17 protein-coding genes are annotated in these 18,595 nt (G+C 72.7%); 9 read left to right on the top strand and 8 right to left on the bottom strand.

All coding sequences use genetic code 11. The features are described 5' to 3' along the window. Window positions 1–68: 68 nt before the first annotated feature. Entirely contained in the window at window positions 69–1,013 is a 945-nt protein-coding gene (locus ACFYPS_RS05880) for an RNA polymerase sigma-70 factor (protein ID WP_387323017.1), read from the bottom strand. Window positions 1,014–1,158: 145 nt separating this feature from the next. After that, a complete protein-coding gene (locus tag ACFYPS_RS05875) occupies window positions 1,159–2,628 on the bottom strand; it encodes an MFS transporter (protein WP_387323015.1) in 1,470 nt (489 codons plus the stop codon). A gap of 282 nt (window positions 2,629–2,910) precedes the next feature. Here ACFYPS_RS05875 and ACFYPS_RS05870 point away from each other — a divergent pair, with 282 nt between their 5' ends. Next, window positions 2,911–3,390, top strand: a complete 480-nt coding sequence (locus tag ACFYPS_RS05870) for a helix-turn-helix domain-containing protein (RefSeq protein WP_354964500.1) — start codon at window positions 2,911–2,913, stop codon at window positions 3,388–3,390. A 9-nt stretch (window positions 3,391–3,399) separates the two neighbouring features. Here ACFYPS_RS05870 and ACFYPS_RS05865 read toward each other — a convergent pair whose 3' ends face one another. Beyond that, complete coding sequence (locus ACFYPS_RS05865) at window positions 3,400–4,575, bottom strand: zinc-dependent alcohol dehydrogenase (RefSeq protein ID WP_387323013.1); 1,176 nt, start codon at window positions 4,573–4,575, stop codon at window positions 3,400–3,402. Window positions 4,576–4,834: 259 nt separating this feature from the next. On the opposite strand from ACFYPS_RS05865, the gene ACFYPS_RS05860 reads away from it, so the two are divergent. Then, complete coding sequence (locus ACFYPS_RS05860) at window positions 4,835–4,993, top strand: hypothetical protein (RefSeq protein WP_387323011.1); 159 nt, start codon at window positions 4,835–4,837, stop codon at window positions 4,991–4,993. Between the two features lie 50 nt (window positions 4,994–5,043). On the opposite strand, the gene ACFYPS_RS05855 is transcribed toward ACFYPS_RS05860, so the two are convergent. From ACFYPS_RS05855 to ACFYPS_RS05835, 5 genes are read right to left on the bottom strand one after another with little or no spacing between them, the layout of a single operon-like run. Further along, on the bottom strand, window positions 5,044–7,254 hold the full coding sequence (locus tag ACFYPS_RS05855) for a glycoside hydrolase family 27 protein (protein WP_387323009.1): 2,211 nt from the start codon (window positions 7,252–7,254) through the stop codon (window positions 5,044–5,046). Between the two features lie 48 nt (window positions 7,255–7,302). Beyond that, window positions 7,303–9,396 carry an alpha-galactosidase gene (locus tag ACFYPS_RS05850; RefSeq protein WP_387323007.1) on the bottom strand — a complete coding sequence of 698 codons (2,094 nt, stop codon included), beginning with the start codon at window positions 9,394–9,396 and terminating at the stop codon, window positions 7,303–7,305. Then, window positions 9,393–10,214, bottom strand: coding sequence for a carbohydrate ABC transporter permease (locus tag ACFYPS_RS05845; protein WP_354964495.1), 822 nt, complete (start codon window positions 10,212–10,214; stop codon window positions 9,393–9,395). The genes ACFYPS_RS05850 and ACFYPS_RS05845 overlap by 4 nt, the downstream gene beginning before the upstream one ends. Further along, complete coding sequence (locus ACFYPS_RS05840) at window positions 10,214–11,131, bottom strand: sugar ABC transporter permease (protein WP_354964494.1); 918 nt, start codon at window positions 11,129–11,131, stop codon at window positions 10,214–10,216. Before ACFYPS_RS05840 ends, ACFYPS_RS05845 begins: the two co-directional genes overlap by 1 nt. A gap of 1 nt (window position 11,132) precedes the next feature. After that, complete coding sequence (locus ACFYPS_RS05835) at window positions 11,133–12,428, bottom strand: ABC transporter substrate-binding protein (protein WP_387323004.1); 1,296 nt, start codon at window positions 12,426–12,428, stop codon at window positions 11,133–11,135. 158 nt (window positions 12,429–12,586) lie between these two features. Here ACFYPS_RS05835 and ACFYPS_RS05830 point away from each other — a divergent pair, with 158 nt between their 5' ends. From ACFYPS_RS05830 to ACFYPS_RS05800, 7 genes are read left to right on the top strand one after another with little or no spacing between them, the layout of a single operon-like run. Continuing rightward, entirely contained in the window at window positions 12,587–13,333 is a 747-nt protein-coding gene (locus ACFYPS_RS05830; protein WP_387323002.1) for an SDR family NAD(P)-dependent oxidoreductase, read from the top strand. Between the two features lie 37 nt (window positions 13,334–13,370). Then, window positions 13,371–14,081, top strand: coding sequence for a FadR/GntR family transcriptional regulator (locus ACFYPS_RS05825; RefSeq protein WP_387323000.1), 711 nt, complete (start codon window positions 13,371–13,373; stop codon window positions 14,079–14,081). Beyond that, window positions 14,078–15,223 (top strand): galactonate dehydratase, encoded by a 1,146-nt coding sequence (gene dgoD, locus ACFYPS_RS05820; protein WP_387322998.1) that lies wholly within the window; start codon window positions 14,078–14,080, stop codon window positions 15,221–15,223. Before ACFYPS_RS05825 ends, dgoD begins: the two co-directional genes overlap by 4 nt. Further along, window positions 15,217–16,065 carry a hypothetical protein gene (locus ACFYPS_RS05815; RefSeq protein WP_387322996.1) on the top strand — a complete coding sequence of 283 codons (849 nt, stop codon included), beginning with the start codon at window positions 15,217–15,219 and terminating at the stop codon, window positions 16,063–16,065. Before dgoD ends, ACFYPS_RS05815 begins: the two co-directional genes overlap by 7 nt. An 11-nt stretch (window positions 16,066–16,076) precedes the next feature. Then, window positions 16,077–16,700, top strand: a complete 624-nt coding sequence (locus ACFYPS_RS05810; RefSeq protein WP_387322994.1) for a bifunctional 4-hydroxy-2-oxoglutarate aldolase/2-dehydro-3-deoxy-phosphogluconate aldolase — start codon at window positions 16,077–16,079, stop codon at window positions 16,698–16,700. Beyond that, window positions 16,697–17,638: a sugar kinase gene (locus ACFYPS_RS05805; RefSeq protein ID WP_387322992.1), complete on the top strand. Its 942-nt coding sequence runs from the start codon at window positions 16,697–16,699 to the stop codon at window positions 17,636–17,638. The genes ACFYPS_RS05810 and ACFYPS_RS05805 overlap by 4 nt, the downstream gene beginning before the upstream one ends. A gap of 46 nt (window positions 17,639–17,684) precedes the next feature. Next, on the top strand, window positions 17,685–18,569 hold the full coding sequence (locus tag ACFYPS_RS05800; RefSeq protein ID WP_387322990.1) for an SMP-30/gluconolactonase/LRE family protein: 885 nt from the start codon (window positions 17,685–17,687) through the stop codon (window positions 18,567–18,569). The last annotated feature ends 26 nt before the right edge of the window (window positions 18,570–18,595 follow it).

The raw sequence follows: 18,595 nt of genomic DNA, 5'->3' as shown, positions 1-18,595 counted from the left end.
TCTGGTTGCTTTCACCTCCTGAACCGGACAGGCGCGCGATCCCTGACAGGGAACGAGTGTGAACTGGGTCACCAATTCACCACCAGTGGGCGATGAGGTCCAGCGGCCGCCCACTGGCGCGCGACGCGCTGAAGTTTGTCCGGGTTGACCTGGATGTGGATCGACGCCAGGCCGTCGGGGGTCGCATCGAGGCAGAACACGCCGATGACCTGCTCGTCGACCTCCGCCAGCACGGCAGGACCGCCGTTGACGACGACGGCGTAGAAGGCGGGAGTGCCACCGACGAGGGCTCGCTTGGCATCGCTCGGCTGGAACAGAGCACGCAGGTACTTCGCGATGTCCATCGCTCCGATGACCGGGGTCCTGCGGGCATGAACCTTGCCGCCGCCGTCGGCCATGCTGACCGCGTCGTCGACGAGCAGCCGGATCAGCGGCTTGGTGTCGCCACTGAGGGCCGCGGCGAGAAACTCCTCGACGATCGTCCGGGCGGCGACCGCATCGATCTCCGTGCGGGATCGTTCGACAGCCAGATGCTGCCTGGCACGCCGGTAGATCTGCTGGCAGTTCGACTCGGTGATGTCCAGAATCTCCGCGATCTCGCGGTGCGCGTACCCGAACGCCTCGCGCAGCACATACACCACGCGCTCATTGGGGGACAGCCGCTCCATCAGGGTGAGCATCGCCATGGAGACCGACTCGCGCTGCTCGAGGGTGTCGGCGGGGCCGAGTATCCGATCTCCGTCCAGCACCGGCTCAGGGAGCCACTGCCCCACGTACGTCTCCCGCCTGGCCCGCGCCGAGGTGAGCTGGTTGAGGCAGAGATTGGTGACCACCTTCGTCAGCCACGCTTCGGGCGTCTCGATCCGTTCCCGGTCCGCCGCATGCCAGCGCAGGTACGTATCCTGCACCGCGTCCTCCGCATCACCGGCCGATCCCAGCAGCCGATAGGCGATCGCCTCCAAGCGGCCCCTGGAGCTCTCGAACAGATCGGCCTCGTGCGTGCGGAGCGACATTGCCCCATGATTGATCATGCGCGCAGGCCGCGTCTACTCACCCCAGACACCCTGGATCACCCGTGTGAGACCGTGGCCAGGGATGCGGGCCCTGCCGTACTGGACCCCGCCGCATGACCCCCGAAGGATTTACACCTCAGACCACTTAGTGCTGGTGCGGCCGGTTTCGGACGAGGGCGAGAGCGAGCACGGCGGTCGCGAGGAAGACGACGCCGTTGACCCGCAGGCCGGCCTGCACACCGGCGGTCAGTGCCTCGGCGAGCGCGGACCGGACCGGTTCGGGCAGCGCCGGGTCACCGGTGGCGCCGCCGGCCACCGCCGTCCGCACCGCCGTCCGGGTCGGCTCGCCCACCTGGTGAGCGGCGAGCCGGTCGGGCAGGTCGGCCAGCATCGTGGTGGTGAGCAACGTACCCAGCAGGGACGAGCCGAGCACCGAGCCGACCTGGCGGGCGGCGTTGACCGCACCGGAGGCCATCCCGGCCTGGGCGGGCGCGACGCTGGCCAGCGCCGCCGCGGTCGCCGGGGCCACCACCAGGGCGCTGGCGGCGCCGAACAGGGCCAGCAGCGGCCAGCGGTGGTCGAACGGGGTGGTCGGGCCCTGGGCGGCCAGACCGAAGCTGGCCAGGGCACCGAGGACGAGACCGGCGGTGAGGGGGGCCTTGAACCCGGTGCGGCGGATCGCACGCCCGGCGGCGAAGGCGGCGACCGCGTAGACACCGAAGAGCACCAGCATCCGCCAGCCGGTGTCCAGCGGGCTGAGCGCCTGAGCACGCTCGTGGAACAGGACGAGCAGGATCGCCACACCGGTGAAGCCGAACAGCGACACCGCCGCGACGACCATGACGGCGCTGAACGACGCGGACCGGAACAGCCGTACGTCGAGCATCGGCGCGCTGGTACGCAGCTCGACCAGCACGAACCCGACCAGCGCGGCGGCGGAGACGATCCAGGTCGTCGCCACGACCGGGCTGGTGTAGCCGTCCCGCCCGCCCCTGATCATGGCGTAGACGGCGGCGGCGATGGCGATGGTGCCGAGCAGCAGACCCGGCACGTCCAGGCGGCCCGCGCCCTGCCGGGACTCGGCCACCCCGATCGCGGCCACGACGAGGGTGACCACACCCAGCACGATCGTCGACAGGAAGACGCTGTGCCAGTGAAAGTGCCGCAGCAGGGTGCCGGCGATCAGCGGCCCGACCGCCAGGCCGATGCCGGAGGCGGCCGACCAGGCGGTGATGACCTCGGTGCGTCGGTGCGGGTCGGTGAAGGTCGCGCCGAGGATCGCCAGGCTGTTCGGCAGGATCAAGGCCCCGCCGAGGCCCGCCACCAACTGCCCGGCGATCACCCAGGCCGCGGTGGGGGCCGCGGCGACGACGGCGCCACCAACGATCATGGCGATGACGCCAGCGGCGAACATCCGCCTGCGCCCGTACCGGTTGCCCAATGTGGCGGCGGACAGGACCAGGCTCGCCACCACCAGGGTGTAGGCGCTGGGGATCCAGATCAGGGTGGTCGGGTCGACGCCCAGGTCGCGCTGGATGGTAGTCAGGGCGGAGACCGTCGCGGTGATCTGGAGAAACGTGATCATCGCGCCCAGGCACATGGCGATCAGGGTCATCGCGCGGGAGCCGCGAACGGATGGACGCGCGGTGGCGGTCGGCGCGGGTGCGCTCGCGTGCGGCGGGCGTGCTGATCCGATCGGGGCCGTGGTGCGCTGGTCGGTCACAGGGGGTCCTAAGGTTCGGTCCACGCGGGTGCCGGGGTCGACGGCGACGGCGGGGAGGCGGACGGCGCCGGTCAGGCAGCGCCGACTGACGTGGGCTGACTTGCGCATAGCGAAGCCAGAGCCCAGTCAAGCACCTGACTAGCGGTTGCGCAAGTCAGGCCGTACGCTGGTGGCATGGCGGATCTACGTGACGACCGCGACTCCTGGTCGATGGCGAACTGCTCGGTCGCCCGCGCGATGGACATCGTCGGCAGCAGATCGACCATGTTGATCATGCGGGAGGCATTACTCGGTACGCGCCGTTTCGACGACTTCGTCCGTCGGGTCGGGGTCGGCGAGCCGGCCATGGCCGCCCGGCTCAAGGAACTGGTCGGCGCCGGCCTGCTCGAACGGATCCCCTACCGGGAGCCGGGGCAGCGCACCCGCCACGAATACCAGCTCACCCCCAAGGGCCGTGAACTGCTGCCGGTGGTCACCGCCCTGCGCAACTGGGGTGACACCTGGGCCGCCGACGAAACCGGCCCCGGCCTCCTCGTCACCCACCACGGTTGCGGCAAGCCGATCCGCGCGGTGCTCCGCTGCGAAGCTGGCCACGACGTCAAAGATGACGAGACCGACATCCTCGCCGGGCCGGGCCTGATCCGGCGCGGGTGACCGCAGGCGTCATCCGGCCGGTTCGAAGACGGCCCGTACGCAGCCGTCGATCCTGTTCTTGAACATGCTGTAGCCCTGCGGAGCCTGGTCGAGCGGCATGGTGTGGGTCGCCAGGTGCTCGGTGACCAGTTCGTCGCGCGCCATCCGTTCGAGCAGCATCGGAATGTAGCGGTGGCCGTGCTGCTGGGCGCCGCGCAGCGTGAGGCCCTTGTTCATCACCGCGCCGAGCGGGAACCTGTCCACCAGACCGGCGTAGACACCGAGCAGGAACACGCTGCCACCCTTGCGGCAGTTGTGGATGGCGTCCCGGGCGGCTACCGGCGCGTCCGGCTCCAGCCGCAACTGCTGCTTGATCTGGTCGTACCAGGACTGCGGGCCGGTGCTGTGCGACTCCATCCCGACCGCCTCGATGCACACGTCCGGCCCCCGCCCGCCGCTGCGTTCCAGCAGCTCGCCGCCCACATCGTGGCTCTGGTAGTTGAGGGTCTCCACCCCCAGGTGCGTCTCCGCCATCCGTAGCCGGTCGTCGAAGCGGTCGATCACGATCACCCGTTCGGCGCCCAGCAGCACCGCTGCCCGCGCCGCCATCTGGCCCACCCCGCCGGCGCCCCACACCGCCACCACGTCACCGGGCCGGACACCGCCCAGGTCGGCGCCCATCCACCCGGTGGGAGCGGCGTCGGAGGCGAACAGCGCACGCTCGTCGCTCACCCCGTCCGGAACCGGGAACGCCCCCTGGTCCGCGTACGGGACCCGGATGTACTCCGCGTGACTGCCCGCGAAGCCGCCGAGGGCGTGCGAGTAGCCGTAGCAGCCGCCGGGCATTGGGCCCCGGGGGCTCTCGATGACCGCCGGGTTGGTGTTGCCGTTGTCGCACAGCGAGAACTGCTGCTGCTGGCAGTACCAACAGCGACCGCACGAGATGAACGAGCAGACCACCACCCGGTCCCCCACCCGGTGCCTACGCACCTGCGGGCCGACCTCGACCACCTCACCCAGGAACTCGTGGCCGAGGACGTCGCCGCGCTCCATGAAGGGGAGGTAGCCGCCCAGCAGGTGCAGGTCGGAGCCGCAGGTCACCGTCTTGCGTACCTTGATGATCGCGTCCTGCTCGTTGCGCAGCTGCGGCTCCGGCACCTGGGTCACCGCCAGCTCGTCGGCGCCCTGCCACACCAGTGCCTTCACCGCTGCCCCTCCTGTCGGCCCTGCCGTCTCACCGCCCGGTCCGACGCTAGCGGCGGGCCGGCGCGGCGGCGGTGGTTCAGCCGGGTTGCTGCCAGGCGGCGAGGCGGAGCCCAAAATGACGCGCAAAGTACCCGTGACGTTACGCTTGTTTCCAAGGTTTCCGGCCGGTTACGAGCGCTTCTCGACGATCGATACCGCTCCTACGTTTCGGCCACCGTCATCAGTCGTGGCGGCCGGCACCGAACGTGGAGGCAACGACGTGCCACAACCGAACGCACATCGGACCGGACGGACGGCGGCGGGTGAACCGGCGCGGGCCGCGGGGGCGATGGCCGAGCTGGAGGCCGGCATCGAGGGCCGCGGCGCGCCACTCGCCCTGGCCGTCCTGCGCCGGTGCCGGGAGCTCGTTCCGAACTGACGCGTGGTGTGCCGCCGACGGAGGAGCCGCCGACGGCACACCACAATGGATCAGAGAACGATCTGATGCACCCGGTCGTCGACGCCGCGTACCGCCAGCCAGGCGCTGCCGTCGGCGCCTGCGGCGGCCCCCGGTGCGCCCCGGAACGCGTCGGTGGCGAACTCGCCACGACGGAACCAGCCGCCCCACGCCCCGTCGACCAGGTTGCGCTGCCAGAGCCGGTTGTCGGCGGCCAGCGCGAAGAGGTAGACCCGCCCCTCGGTGGCGAGCAGGGTCGGGCTGCCGCTGGTGGTGCCGCCCAGGCTGGTCCAGGCCGACCAGGTGGTGCCGGTCCGGCTGCGCCACCACACCTCGTCGGTGCGGCTGCGGACCGCGACGTGCAGCAGGCCGGCGTCGTCGACGACGGCACTCGGCCGGCCGTAGATCGGCCGGTCGTCGGGCGCGCCGATGCCCGTCCAGCCGCTGCTCGGGGTACGCGAGAAGAGCATGCCGTCGGCACCGCGGACGATCAGCGTCCACTGGGTCGGGCTGGTCCAGGCCACCGTGGGCCCGTCGGTCACCGTGCCGCCGAGGCTCCGCCACGGCCCCCACTTGCCGGCGACGTAACTGCGCTGCCAGGCCGCGTTGTCGGTGCCCCGTACGAAGACGTCGATCCGGCCGCCGGCGGAGCCGTACGCGGCCGGCTGGCCGAGGATCCGGCCGCCGACCGGGCCGCCGAGGGACGTCCACCGGGTCCCCCAGGTCGCACCCGAGCGGGTGTTCACCGCCAACGCGCCCTGCGCCGTCCGGACGAAGGCGGTGGCGTGCGTGTCGTCCACCCGGACCAGCGCGGGGCTGGCGCTGGCGGTGCCGCCGAGGCTGGCACCGGCGACCTGGTCGGCGCCGGTCAGGCCGAGCATGGCCACCCCGTGCGCCGGGACCTGGACGGTGTACGAGCCGGTGAACGGCTGGACCCCGGCCGTGCCGGGCTCGGCGTCGACGGTGTTGCGGGCCCACAGGTCGCGGACCGCGACCGGCCCGCCGAGCGCGACGTCAGCGAAGTTGACGGTGATCTCCTGAGCGGTGTCGTGCCGGTTCAGCAGCGCGACCGCCCGCCGGCCGGAGCCGGTGAGCACCTTGCTCCAGACCTGCGCGTCGACCCCGGTGTCGGCGACCTTGACGCCCTGCCGGACCAGCCGGTCCTGGTTCACCGCGATGATCTCCGGGTTGGTCAGGGCAGAGATCATCTCGCTGGGCAGGCCGCGCGGGTCGGAGCCGATGACCAGCGGGGCGGCCATGATGGACCACATGCCGAGCTGCGTCTTGGACTCCTCCAAGCTCAGCTCGTATCCGCCGCCGGGCAGCGGACGCATCGGCAGCAGGTAGTCCGGGTCGTTGTAGTGCCCCGGCCCGGTGGCCGCCGGGTGGTACGCGTTGACGTCCATGTTGCGCAGCACCCACGGGAACGCCCACTGCGGCGTCGGGTCGGTGAGCCCCACGTCCGTGTAGGTTCGCCAGGAGTCGGCGACGGTGGGCGCGTACGTGTAGGTCCAGGTGGAGAGCTGCTCCGGGGTGTACGGGCCGCCGCCCCAGTCGGAGCTGACCGGGTTGCAGATGTTCAGCAGCATCGGCCGGGGCGACTGGCGTACCGCGTCGGCGAGCTCGCGGAAGGTCGCCTCCGGGTCGAGGCCCGCGGCGCGGCCGCAGAGCCAGTCGGCCTTGAGCGCGTCGAACCCCCAGCCGGCGAACTGGGCCACGTCGGCCCGGTAGTGGCCGTTGCTGCCCAGCCCGCACTGCCCGGGCAGGTACGGCCCGGCGTCGGTGTAGATGCCGGCCTTCATGCCCTTGCTGTGGATGTACGCGGCCAGCGCGCCCATCCCGCCGGGAAACCGGGCCGGGTCGGCGACCAGCCGGCCGGCCTCGTCACGGGGGGTGGGCGCGGCCCAGTTGCCGTCGATCCAGACGTAGGTGTAGCCGGCGTCCCGCAGGCCGCTGCTGACCATGAAGTCGGTGACCGATCGGACCTCGGCCTCGGTGGGATCGCCACCGAGGCCGAAGTAGGTGTTCCAGCCCTGGTAGGGCGTCGGGGCCAGCCCGCTGTTGAAGAAGGTCGGGGCGCCCTGGTCCTCGGCGCCGGTGGCGGCGGGGGCGTGGCCGGGCCGGCCGTGGCCGTGGGCCGGGGACGGATCGCTGTGCGGTGGGCCGGCCGTGGCCGGCAGTGGGCCGACCAGGCCCAGGCCGAGCACGGCCAGGGCGACGGTCAGCGGTCGGATCAGGCGCATGGGGGGTACTCCTGTCCCTCGGGGGTGGGGTGCGGTGGTGCCCCGGCCTCAGTCGCGGCGCAGCACGATGAGGTCGGCGTCGTGGGTCGCGCTCCAGTGCACCGGCAGGCCGACCGAGCTGAGGTGGCTGCCGGAGTAGTGCTTGTCGCCGTGCCGGTAGTGGGCGGCCGGGCCGAGGCCCCGCAATGGCAGCCGGACCGGGCGGGACGGGAGCAGGCCAGCGCCGTCGAGCCGGCCGGTGTGCCAGGCCAGCACGACCACCCGGCGCTCGTCCGGCGCGGTGTACTGCACCGCACAGCGAGCCTGGTCGGGGCCGCCGATCAGGTGCGCCTCGCCGTACGTGACGACGTCCCGGATCTCCTTGTACCGGGCGATCCAGCCGGCCGCCTCGGCCCGCTCGGCGGCGCTCCAGGCCCGGATGTCCGCGCCGATGCCGAGCACGCCGGCCATCGCGAGCACGAACCGGAACGCCAGCGAGCGCGGACGCGGATCGAAGAGGCCGGGCGCGTCGGTGACCCAGGAGCTGAGCAGGTGCGGGGCGTTGGCGTGCAGGAAGCCGTACTGGATGGCCAGCCGGTCCAGCGGGCCGGTGTTGTCGCTGGGCCAGAACACGTCGGCGCGGGCGGCCATCGCCAGGTCGGTCCGCGCGCCCCCGCCGGCACACGCCTCGATCAGCACGCCGGGGTGGTTCCGGCGCAACCGCTCGTAGATCCGGTGCAGGTTGGTCACGTGCGCGCCGTCCAGGTCGAGCGGGCCGACCCCGCCCGGGCGCCCCGGCTCGGTACGCGGCCGGTTGAAGTCCCACTTCAGGTAGTCGATCTCGTACCGGCGGAGCAGACCGTCCACGGTGGAGTGGACGAACTCGGCGACCTCCGGCCGGCCCAGGTCGAGCAGGTACTGGTTGCGTACGGGGGTGAGCGGACGGCCGTGGACGGAGTAGACCCACTCCGGGTGCTCGGCGTAGAGCCGGGACCGTGGGTTGACGCACTCCGGCTCGACCCAGAGCCCGAAGTTCAGCCCGAGCGCGCGGACGTCGGCGATGAACGCGTCGAACCCGGCCGGGAACTTCGCCGGATCCGGCGTCCAGTCGCCCAGCCCGGTGGTGTCGTCGTCGCGGCCGACGAACCAGCCGTCGTCCACCACGAACGTCTCCACGCCCAGCTCGGCGGCGATCTCGGCGAGCGCCAACTGGCTCTTCGCCTCGACCGCGAAGTAGGTGGCCTCCCACGAGTTGTAGAGCACCGGGCGCGGCGTCAGCCGCTCCCCGGCGAGCAGCCGCTGGTGGGTGTGCCAGACCCGGGCCAGGCCGTCCAGGCCGTCCGGGCTGTACGCCCCGGTAACCATCGGCAGGGTCAGCCGGTCGCCGGGGGCCAGCTCCAGCGGGCCGTCGACCAACTGGCGGCCGGCGCGGACCCGGGTCAGGCCACCGGTGTCCCGCTCGGCGCTGATCTCCCACGAGCCGGTCCAGGCCAGCGCCGTCCCCCAGGTGGGGCCGGCCGGCTCGGCGGTGTCCCGCACGGCCAGCCAGGGAACGTGCAGGTGCCCGGGTACGCCCTGCGAGCTGCCGATGGTGAACGTGCCGTGGCCCAGCTCGACGTGGGAGAGCTGGAACTCCTGCGCCCACTGCCCCCACTGGTGGCTGAGCAGCGCGCCGTGCGGCGTCGGCACACAGAACCCGGCCGACCCGGCCCGCACGACCCGCAGCGGACCGCTGCCCTCGTTGGTCAGCTCGACCCACCGCTGCACCACGTCGGTGCCGGCGGGCACCCGGTAGTGCACGGTGACCCGTAGCCCGGTCACCGGGTCGGCGAAACCGACCGCCAGCTCCCGCTGGTCGGCGTCGACCCGCACGTCGGTGTGGCCGAAGCCCACCCGGCGCTCCCCGCTGGCCGTCTCCACCACCAGGTCGGCGCCGGTGAACGGCCGGTCGGCGTCGGTCGCGTACTCGATCGGGGCGGCGTCCCCGGCGGTGAGGAACGGCACCGGGCCGTCGTAGGCGACCGGGGACGGGCCGTCGGAGACGCCGTGCGGACCCCACGCGACAAGCTCCAGCCAGCGGCCGTGCGCCGGCACGGTCACGGTGTACTCGGTGTGCGCGCCGCGCAGCGTCCAGCGCTGCCCGCCCGGCGCGGGGGCGGTCACTTGACCGCCCCGAGCGCCAGGCCGGAGACGAAGTGCCGCTGGAAGCGCAGGAAGACCGCGACGGTGGGTACGGCCGCGATGACCGTGCCGGCGGCGATGACGTTCCAGGACGAGACGAACTGACCCTGGAGGCCGAGCAGTGCCGGGGTGACCGGCATGTTGTCGTCGGTGCGCAGCACGGTGATCGCCCAGAGCAGGTCGTTGAAGATCCAGGTGAAGGAGAGCGCCCCGAGCGCGGCCAGCGCGGGCCTGGTCAGCGGCAGCATCACCCGGGTGAAGATCTGCGCCGTGCCGGCACCGTCGATCGTGGCCGCCTCCTGGATCTCACCCGGCAGGTCCCGCATGAAGCCGTGCAGGACGAAGGTGTAGAAGCCGAGCCCGAAGCCGACCTGCACCGCGATCAGCGCCCACAGCGTGTCGTACAGGCCGGTCAGCTCGCTGAACTTGGCCACCGGGATGAGCAGGATCTGCGGTGGCAGGAGGTTGCCGGCGAGCATCAGCAGCAGGATGGTCCGGCGGCCGGGGATCCGGAAGCGGCTCAGCGCGAACGCGGCCATCGCGGCCAGCCCCAGGCTCAGCGCCACCGACGGGATGGTGACCAGCATGCTGTTGATGAGCGCGCGCAGCTCGCCGCCGTCGGTCCACGCCTGCCGGTAGGTGTCCAGGGTGAACGAGCGGGGCAGGCTGCCGACCCCGTGCGCGGCGATGTCGTCGAACGACCGGGTGGACATCACCACGACCCAGAGCACCGGGCCCAGCCAGAGCAGCGAGAGCAGAATCATGCCGGTGTGGAAGGCCCCGGTGCGGAGCTTGTTCATCACGCTTCCTCCCGGAACGCGCGGATCAGGTAGCCAAGGATGACCGCCAGCGCCAGCACGAAGATCACGACGGCGATCGCGGAGGCGTAGCCCAGGCGCAGGCTCTGGAACGCGGTCGAGTACATGTAGGTGCTGAGCAGCTCCGACGAGTGGTACGGCCCGCCCTTGGTCAGCGACCAGACGATGTCGAACGACCGCAGCGAGTCGATCACGATGACCGAGAGCACGACGGCGTTGACCCCCTTGAGCTGGGGGATGGTCACGTGCCGCAGCCGCTGCCAGGCGTTGGCGCCGTCCATCCGGGCCGCCTCGTGCAGCGCCGGGTCGATCGCCTTCAGCCCGGCCAGGAACAGCACCATCACGTACCCGATCTGCCGCCACAGCGCGGGCAGGATCACCGCGTACAGCGCGGTCTGCGGGTCGGCGAGCCAGGGTCGGATCAGCTGCTCCAGGCCGACCGATCGCAGGAACGAGTCGAGCAGCCCGTCGGGTTGGTAGAAGACCCGCCAGACCAGCGCGGTCACCACTAGCGAGAAGACCACCGGGGTGAACAGCGCGGCCCGGTAGAAGCCGACCCCGCGCCGTTCCCGTTGCAGGACCAGCGCCATGCCGAAGCCGCCCAGCACGGAGAGGCCGCCGAAGAGGACCAGCCAGATCACCGTGTTGAGCAGCGCGCCCCGGAAGGTGGCGTCGCCGGCCATCTCCACGTAGTTGTCGACGCCGACGAAGGTGGGCGGCGACATGCCGTCCCAGCGGGTGAGGGAGAACCAGAAGCCCTGGATCGCCGGCCAGAAGACCCAGACGCTCTCGACCAGGAACGGTACGAGGACGAACGCCACCAGCAGCGGCGACAGTCGAGCCGACCGTCGCCGCCGCCGGGTGGGGGTGACCGAAGTCGTGGAGATCGTTGCTGTCACGTCAGCCCTTGAAGACCTTCTCGGCGCCGCTCTGCCACTCCCGCAGGATCGCGTCGATCTGGTCCGGCTTGTCCATGAACTTGGTCAGCGCGGTGTCCGCGGTCGGCTGGAGCGCGTCGCTGGAGTCGCGGTTGAAGAACTGGGTCAGCTCCTTGGCGCCGTCGAGCATCGCCTTGCCCTTGACCACGAGCGGCGAGTCGGACGCCTTGGCCTTCGGGTTGGCCGGCAGCACGATTCCGGAGCTGGCCTTGACGTACGCCTCCTGCGCCTCGACGCCGGCCAGGTAGGTGAGCAGAGCCTTGGTGCCGGTGGAGTTGGCGGTCTTGGCGCTGGCGAAGAAGCCGTCGGTCGGGGCCTCCTCGGCCACCGGCACCGCCGGGTCGATGATCGGGAACTGGAAGAAGTCCAGGTCGCCGAGAGCATCCTTGGGCGCCGCGTCGGCGAAGAAGGTGCCGATCAGGAACATGCCGGTCTTGCCGGCCAGCAGGGCAGTGGTCGCCTCCTGGAACGGGTAGGCCTTGCCCTTGGGGTCGAAGTAGGGCAGGGCCTCGCGCCAGCGGGTGAAGACAGCCTTGACCCTGGGGTCGTCGAAGCGCTGCTTGCCGGCGAGCAGTTCGCGGTGGAACGGGGCGCCGTTGATCCGGATGTTGAGGTAGTCGAACCAGGCGGACGCCACCCACGGGGTGTCGCCGAGACCGATGCCGATGGGCGGGATGCCCTTGCTCTTCAGCGTCTCGCACAGCGCCAGGAACTCGGTCCAGGTCTTCGGCTCCCGCACGCCCCACTTGGCGAAGTTGGACTTGCGGTAGAAGAAGCCCCACCAGTAGTTGTTCATCGGCACGAAGACCTGCTTGCCGCTGGCGTCGGTGGAGAGGGTGCGTAGCGACTGGGGGTAGTCGCCCAGCGACTTCCAGACGTCGGAGACGTCCAGCAGGAGGTTGCGGCTGGCGTAGTCGTTGGCGACCGAGCCCGCGTACCAGGTGTAGAGGTCCGGCGGGTTGGCCGAGGTCAGGTACGTCGGCAGCTGGGTCCGGAAGGTCTCCGAGGCGATCGTGTTGAGGCTCGCCGTGCCCTTGCCCTGCGCGTTGAAGTTCGCGATCAGCTTCTCCATCGCCGCCTTGGCCTGCGGCGAGGAGAGGTTGGACTGGATGGTGACCGCGCCGGAGCCGTTGCCCGCCGTCGGCCCGCTCGCGGAGCTGGCGCACGCGCTGAGGAACGAGCTGGCGCCGAGGGCGCCCAGGCCGGCGAGCCCGAGGTGGCCAAGGAATCGCCGGCGACCGGGGTCGAAGTCGCTCACGGGGGTGTCCTTCCTCTACGACACGTAGCGTCACGGCGCAATGTGTCGGCCATGTGAATGGTGTGACCAGAAGGTTGCATCGACCCTCGGCGGCTGTCAAGATATCTTCGTAATTAATGATTAGATGAGACCAAGGCGAGGGTCAGGTGGATCAGCTTATGCGCCGGCTTGAGGGTAAGAACGCGCTGGTCACCGGCGCGATGGGCGGGATCGGCGCAGCCATCGCCCGACGACTCGCCGCCGAGGGAGCGGCAGTCGCGCTGCTCGACGTGGCCGACTCGACCCCGCTGGCCGGCGAGCTAACCGCCCGGGGCGACCGAGCACTGTCCGTAATGGGCGATGTCAGCGATGAGGCCGACTGGTCGGCCGCCGTGGCGGCGGTGCACGGCAGCCTCGGCCCGGTGGACATCCTGGTCAGCACCGCGTACGCCGTGCAGGTCGCCCCGGCACACGAGACCAGCCGACAGTCCTGGGACCACCAGCTCGGGGTCAGCCTCACCGGCTCGTTCCTCGGCGTACGCGCCTGTCTGGACGATCTGCGGGCACGCGCGGGCTCGGTGGTGCTGATCTCCTCGGTGCACGCGCTGGTCGGGCTGCCCGGGCGACCCGCGTACGCCGCGGCCAAGGGCGGCCTCGTCGCGCTCGGCCGCCAGCTCGCCGTGGAGTACGGCCCACAGGTGCGGGTCAACACCGTGCTCCCCGGGCCGATCCTCACCGACGCCTGGGCCGAAGTGTCCGAAGAGGACCGTCGACGCAGCGTCGCGGAGACCGTGGCGAAGCGGTTCGGCACGCCGGACGAGGTGGCCGCGACGGTGGCCTTCCTCGCCTCACCGGACGCCGCCTACGTCACCGGCGCGAGCCTGGTGGTGGACGGTGGCTGGACCGCGGTGAAAGCCTCGGCCTGAGAGATCGATACCGACCAGCGAGAAGGCCAGGAGAGCATTGGCACAGTACGCACGCCGCGGCGTCCACGGGCAGACCGTCGAAGCCATCGCCCGCCGCATCCTCACCGGTGAGATCCCCGCCGGGGCGACCCTGAACATCGTCGCGCTGCAGGAGGAGTTCGACGTCAGCCTGACGGCGCTGCGCGAGGCGCTGAAGGTTCTCTCGGCCAAGGGCATCGTCGACGCCCGGCAGAAGCGCGGCACGTTCGTCCGGCCGCGGGCGGACTGGAACCTGCTCGACGGTGACGTGATCCGCTGGCAGTTCGCCGAAGGCCCCCACGAGCGCCTGCTCGACCAGCTGCACGAGGTCCGCGCCATCATCGAGCCGGCCGCCGCGCGGCTGGCCGCCACCCGGGCCACCGAGGACGACATCGCCGCGCTCGACCGGGCGCTGGTCGAGATGGCCGAGGCCAACGGCGACCCCGCCGCCGCCGTCGCCGCGGACCTCTCCTTCCACCGCGCGCTGCTCGCCGCCACCCACAACGAGCTGCTGGAGCGCATGGAGGTGGTGATGGAGACCGGGCTCGCCGAGCGGGACCGGCTGGTGCACGGCGGCGCGCCGCACGACGACCCGGTGCCCAGCCACCGCGCCGTGGTCGACGCGCTGCGGGCACGCGACGAGACGGCGACCGAGACCGCCATGCGTGAGTTGCTGGACAAGGCTGTCCGCGACGTCGAGAAGGCACGGGGACAGAGGGGCAGTCAGTGAAGATCGAGCGGATCGAGACCTTCCTGGTCGCGCCACGGTGGTTGTTCTGCCGGGTGGAGACCGACGACGGGCTGGTCGGGTGGGGTGAGCCCGTGGTCGAGGGGCGCGCCGAGGTGGTGCGCAGCGCGGTCGAGGTGCTCTCCGAATACCTGATCGGCGAGGATCCACTCCGGATCGAGCAGCACTGGCAGGTGCTCACCAAGGGCGGCTTCTACCGCGGCGGCCCGATCCTCTCCAGCGCGGTCGCCGGCCTCGACCAGGCGCTCTGGGACATCGCCGGGCAGGCGTACGGCGCACCGGTGCACGCCCTGCTCGGTGGGGCCGTCCGGGACCGGGTGCGCATCTACTCCTGGATCGGCGGGGACGAGCCCGACGAGGTGGCCGACGCCGCCGCCGCGCAGGCCGCCGCCGGTCTCACCGGGGTCAAGATGAACGCCTGCGGGAGACTGTCTGCCATCCCCACCTCCGCCGAGGTGGACGCGGTGATCGGCCGGGTCGCCGCAGCCCGGGAGGTGCTCGGCCCCGACCGGGACATCGCACTGGACTTCCACGGCCGGGCCGGGCTGGCCGCGATTCGCCGGATCCTGCCCGAGCTGGCCCCCCTGCGTCCGTTCTTCGTGGAGGAACCGGTCCTGCCCGACCAGGCCCACCACCTGCGCGACATCGTCGCCGGTACGCCGATCCCGGTGGCCACCGGGGAACGGCTCTACGGCCGCTCCGAGTTCCTCGGCCCGTTGCAGGCCGGGGTCGCCGTGGTCCAGCCGGACCTGTCACACGCCGGCGGGATCTCCGAGGTGCGCCGGATCGCCGCGCTGGCCGAGACGTACGGCGCGTTGCTGGCCCCGCACTGCCCGCTCGGCCCGATCTCCCTGGCGGCCAGCCTCCAGGTGGCCTTCGCGACGCCGAATTTCCTGATCCAGGAGCAGAGCATCGGCATCCACTACCACTCCGGCTCCGAGCTGCTGGACTACCTGGTCGACCCGGAGCCGTTCCGGTTCGTGGACGGGCACATCGGCCGGTTGGACCGGCCCGGTCTGGGCATCACGGTGGACGAGGCGGCGGTGCGGCAGGCCGCGCGTACCCCACACGCCTGGCGGAACCCGGTCTGGCAGCACCGCGACGGGTCGTTCGCCGAATGGTGACCGGGGGTGCCGGGCCCGCGCCGGTGCCGCTGCGGGTGGCGTACGACGCGGCACGAGGCGGCCGGTGGACCAGCCTGCGCGGCGGCGGCCGGGAGTGGCTCTGGCGGGGGCCGGAAACCGGCCGGCACGAGGTACGCCCCGACGCCGCGTTCATCGACGCCGGCGGGCTGGAGGAGTGCCTGCCCACCGTGCGCGGCCGGCCCGACCACGGCGAGGTGTGGTCCCGGCCGTGGCGGACAGCCGGTCCCGGAACGGTGGTCATCGAACGCCCCACGTTCACGTTGACCCGCCGGATCACCGACCGGGACGGCGTGGTGGTGGCCGACTACCGGCTGGCCGCTGAGCCCGGCCACCGGTTCGTGTGGGCGGCGCACGCCCTGCTCGACCTCTCCCCCGAGGCCCGTCTCGACGCGCCGGCCGGCACTCCGACCCGGCTGCACCCGGAGGCCGCCGCTCTGCTGTCCCCGGGCACCTGGCCCGCCGGCAGCCCCTGGCTGACCGGGCCCTGGCCCGCGCCGGCCGGGCTGGCGCTGGACACCCTCGGCCCGGACGACGGCACCGCGCTCGGTGCGGTGCTACTCGACTGCCCCCGGGTTCAGGTGACCGACGGCGCCGACCGGCTGACCCTGGAGCTGGAGTGCGCCGACCAACCCCGCAGCACCGCGCTCTGGCGCAACCTGGGCGGCTGGCCCGCCACCACGCCCTACCGCAGCATCGGTGTCGAACCGATGCTCGGCGCCGCCTTCGACCTGGCCGATGCCGGTCCGTCCGACGCGGCGGTCGTTCCGCCCGCCGGTGAGGTCGCCTGGCGGCTCACCCTCTCCGCCCACCGCTTCCGGTAAGGACGCCCGCGATGAACCTGCTCGACGAACTGCGTACCCACCGACTGCTGGCCATCGTCCGCGGCCCCGACCCGGCCGCCGCGCTGTCGGGGGTGCTCACCCTGGCCGAGAGCGGCGTCGCGCTGGTCGAGGTCTCGCTGACCGGGGCCGACGCGCTCGGCACCATCCGGCGGGCCCGAGCCGCCCTCGGGCCGGACTTCGCCCTGGGCGCGGGCACCGTGCTTAGCGCCGAGGACGCCCGCGCGGCGGCCGACGCCGGCGCCGGCTTCCTGGTCACCCCGGCGTTGGCGCCGAGCCTCGCCGAGGGCGGCCGGCTCGGACTGCCGGTGCTGGCCGGCGCGCTCACCCCCAGCGAGGTGGTGCAGGCCAGCAGCGGCGGAGCCACCGCGATCAAGCTCTTCCCGGCGGCCTCGCTGGGCGGGCCCGACTACCTCGGCGCGCTGCGCGACCCGTTCCCCGGCATCGCGTTCGTGCCGGTCGGCGGGGTTGACGCCGACGGCGCGCGGCGCTACCTCGACCGGGGGGCCGTCGCGGTCGGCGTCGGCTCCCTGCTGCTCGGCGACGCCGTCCGCGGCGGCGACCCGGCGGCGCTGCGCGAGCGCGCCGCCGTCTTCCTGGCTGCGGTCCGAGCGTGACCGACCTGCTCACCCTCGGCGAGACGATGGCGGCCTTCCGCGCCACCGGCCCCCTGCGGCTGGGTGGCACCGCCGGGATCTCGGTCGCCGGGTCCGAGTCGACCGTGGCCATCGGCCTGGCCCGGCTCGGCCACCGGGCCGCCTGGGTCGGGGTCACCGGCGCCGACGAGCCCGGCGAGCTGGTCCGCCGCACACTGCGCGCCGAGGGCGTCGACCTGACCTGGTCCCGGGTGGACCCGACGGCCCCCACCGGGCTGATCCTCTTCGAGTCCCGGGTCGCCGACATCAACCGGGTCACCTACCACCGCACCGGGTCGGCCGGTTCCCGGCTGCGCCCCGCCGACGTCACCCCCGCCTTCGACCCGCCCCGGCCACCGCCCCGGCTGCTGCACGTCACCGGCATCACCTGCGCGCTGGGCGCCGAGCCGTACCAGGCCGTCGTGGCGGCCGTGCGGCTCGCCCGCGCGGCGGGCAGCACCGTCTGCCTGGACGTCAACCACCGGCACCGGCTCTGGTCCATCGCCGAGGCCGCCGCCGCGCTACGGCCGCTGCTGCCCTCGATCGACCTGGTGGTCGCCTCCGACGACGAACTGGCCGTGCTGACCGACGCCGCCGACCCGGTCGCGGCGCTCCGGGCGGCCGGCGTGACCGAGGTCGTGGTGAAGCACGGCGCCGACGGGGCCACCAGCCACAGTGCGCTCGGCACCGTGCACCGCCCCGCCCGCGTGGTGCCGGTGGTGGACACCGTCGGCGCCGGCGACGCCTTCGTGGCCGGGCTGCTCTCCGCCTGGCTGGACGGGGCCGACGCACCGGCCCGGCTGGACCGGGCGGTCACCACCGGCGCGTTCGCGGTGGCCACCCGGGGTGACTGGGAGGGCCTGCCCGACCGGGCCGAGCTGGCGCTGCTCGACCACGGGCCCGGCGGCACCGTGCGTTGAGCGCCGGTACGGCCGACCGCCGGAGAAGATTCGTTGGAGGAGCGAGATGGAGCTGACCGAACCGACCGCGTGGAGCACGGACCGGTTGGAGCTGGGCGAGGGGCTGCGCTGGGTGGCCGGCCGCCTGGTCCTGGTCGACCTGCTGGCCGGGCGGCTGCTGGAGACCGACGGCGACCGGCCGGGCCCGCTGCGGGAGCTGCGCCGGCTGGACGTCCCACTGGGCGCGGTCGCCCCGGTGGCCGGCAGCCCCGGCGCCTGGCTCGCCGCCGCCGGCACCGGCGTCGCGCTGCTGCCCGCCACCGGTGACCCCCGGCCGGTCGCCGACCTGGTCGCCGGCGGGCCCGAGCCGGCCCGGATGAACGACGCGGTCGCCGACCCGCACGGCCGGTTCTGGGCGGGCAGCATGACGTACGCCGGGGTGCCCGGTGGGGGCACGCTGTACCGGCTGGCTCCCGGCGCGGCGCCGGTGCCGGCCGTCACCGGGTTGACGGTGCCGAACGGTCCGGCCTTCGACGCCGCCGGCACCACCATGTACCTGGCCGACTCGCCGCGCGGCGAAGTCGACCGGTTCAGCGTCGACCCGGACACCGGTGCCCTGCACGGGCGGGAGCCGTTCCTGCGGCTGACCACCTCCGAAGGCGGCCCGGACGGGATGACGGTCGACGCGGCGGGTCACCTCTGGGTCGCGCTGTGGGGCGGCTCGGCGGTGCGCCGCTACCGACCGGACGGCACGCTGGACCGGGAGATCCGACTCCCGGCGAGCCAGCCGGCCGGCATCTGCCTGGGCGGCCCCGACCTGCGCCGGCTCTTCATCGGCACCGCCCGGTACGGGCTCGCGCCGGCCGGACCACTGGACGGCGCGCTGCTCGCGGTCGACGTCCCGGTCCCCGGCCTGCCCACCGCGCTCGCCGCCACGCCGGGCGACGGCTGACCGGAGGCATATCGGACGCCGGGGCG

Origin of the sequence: Micromonospora sp. NPDC005087, assembly GCF_042872965.1 — a bacterium.
GTDB lineage: Bacteria > Actinomycetota > Actinomycetes > Mycobacteriales > Micromonosporaceae > Micromonospora.
This window is presented reverse-complemented; position numbering and strand designations above follow the sequence as displayed.

Bases quoted from the DNA above. Each gene is read 5' to 3' on its own strand.
- ACFYPS_RS05880 (WP_387323017.1), bottom strand. From the start codon at position 1,013: ATGTCGCTCCGCACGCACGAGGCCGATCTGTTCGAGAGCTCCAGGGGC.
- ACFYPS_RS05875 (WP_387323015.1), bottom strand. From the start codon at position 2,628: ATGACCCTGATCGCCATGTGCCTGGGCGCGATGATCACGTTTCTCCAG.
- ACFYPS_RS05870 (WP_354964500.1), top strand. From the start codon at position 2,911: ATGGCGGATCTACGTGACGACCGCGACTCCTGGTCGATGGCGAACTGC.
- ACFYPS_RS05855 (WP_387323009.1), bottom strand. From the start codon at position 7,254: ATGCGCCTGATCCGACCGCTGACCGTCGCCCTGGCCGTGCTCGGCCTG.
- ACFYPS_RS05845 (WP_354964495.1), bottom strand. From the start codon at position 10,214: ATGAACAAGCTCCGCACCGGGGCCTTCCACACCGGCATGATTCTGCTC.
- ACFYPS_RS05830 (WP_387323002.1), top strand. From the start codon at position 12,587: ATGCGCCGGCTTGAGGGTAAGAACGCGCTGGTCACCGGCGCGATGGGC.
- ACFYPS_RS05815 (WP_387322996.1), top strand. From the start codon at position 15,217: ATGGTGACCGGGGGTGCCGGGCCCGCGCCGGTGCCGCTGCGGGTGGCG.
- ACFYPS_RS05810 (WP_387322994.1), top strand. From the start codon at position 16,077: ATGAACCTGCTCGACGAACTGCGTACCCACCGACTGCTGGCCATCGTC.
- ACFYPS_RS05800 (WP_387322990.1), top strand. From the start codon at position 17,685: ATGGAGCTGACCGAACCGACCGCGTGGAGCACGGACCGGTTGGAGCTG.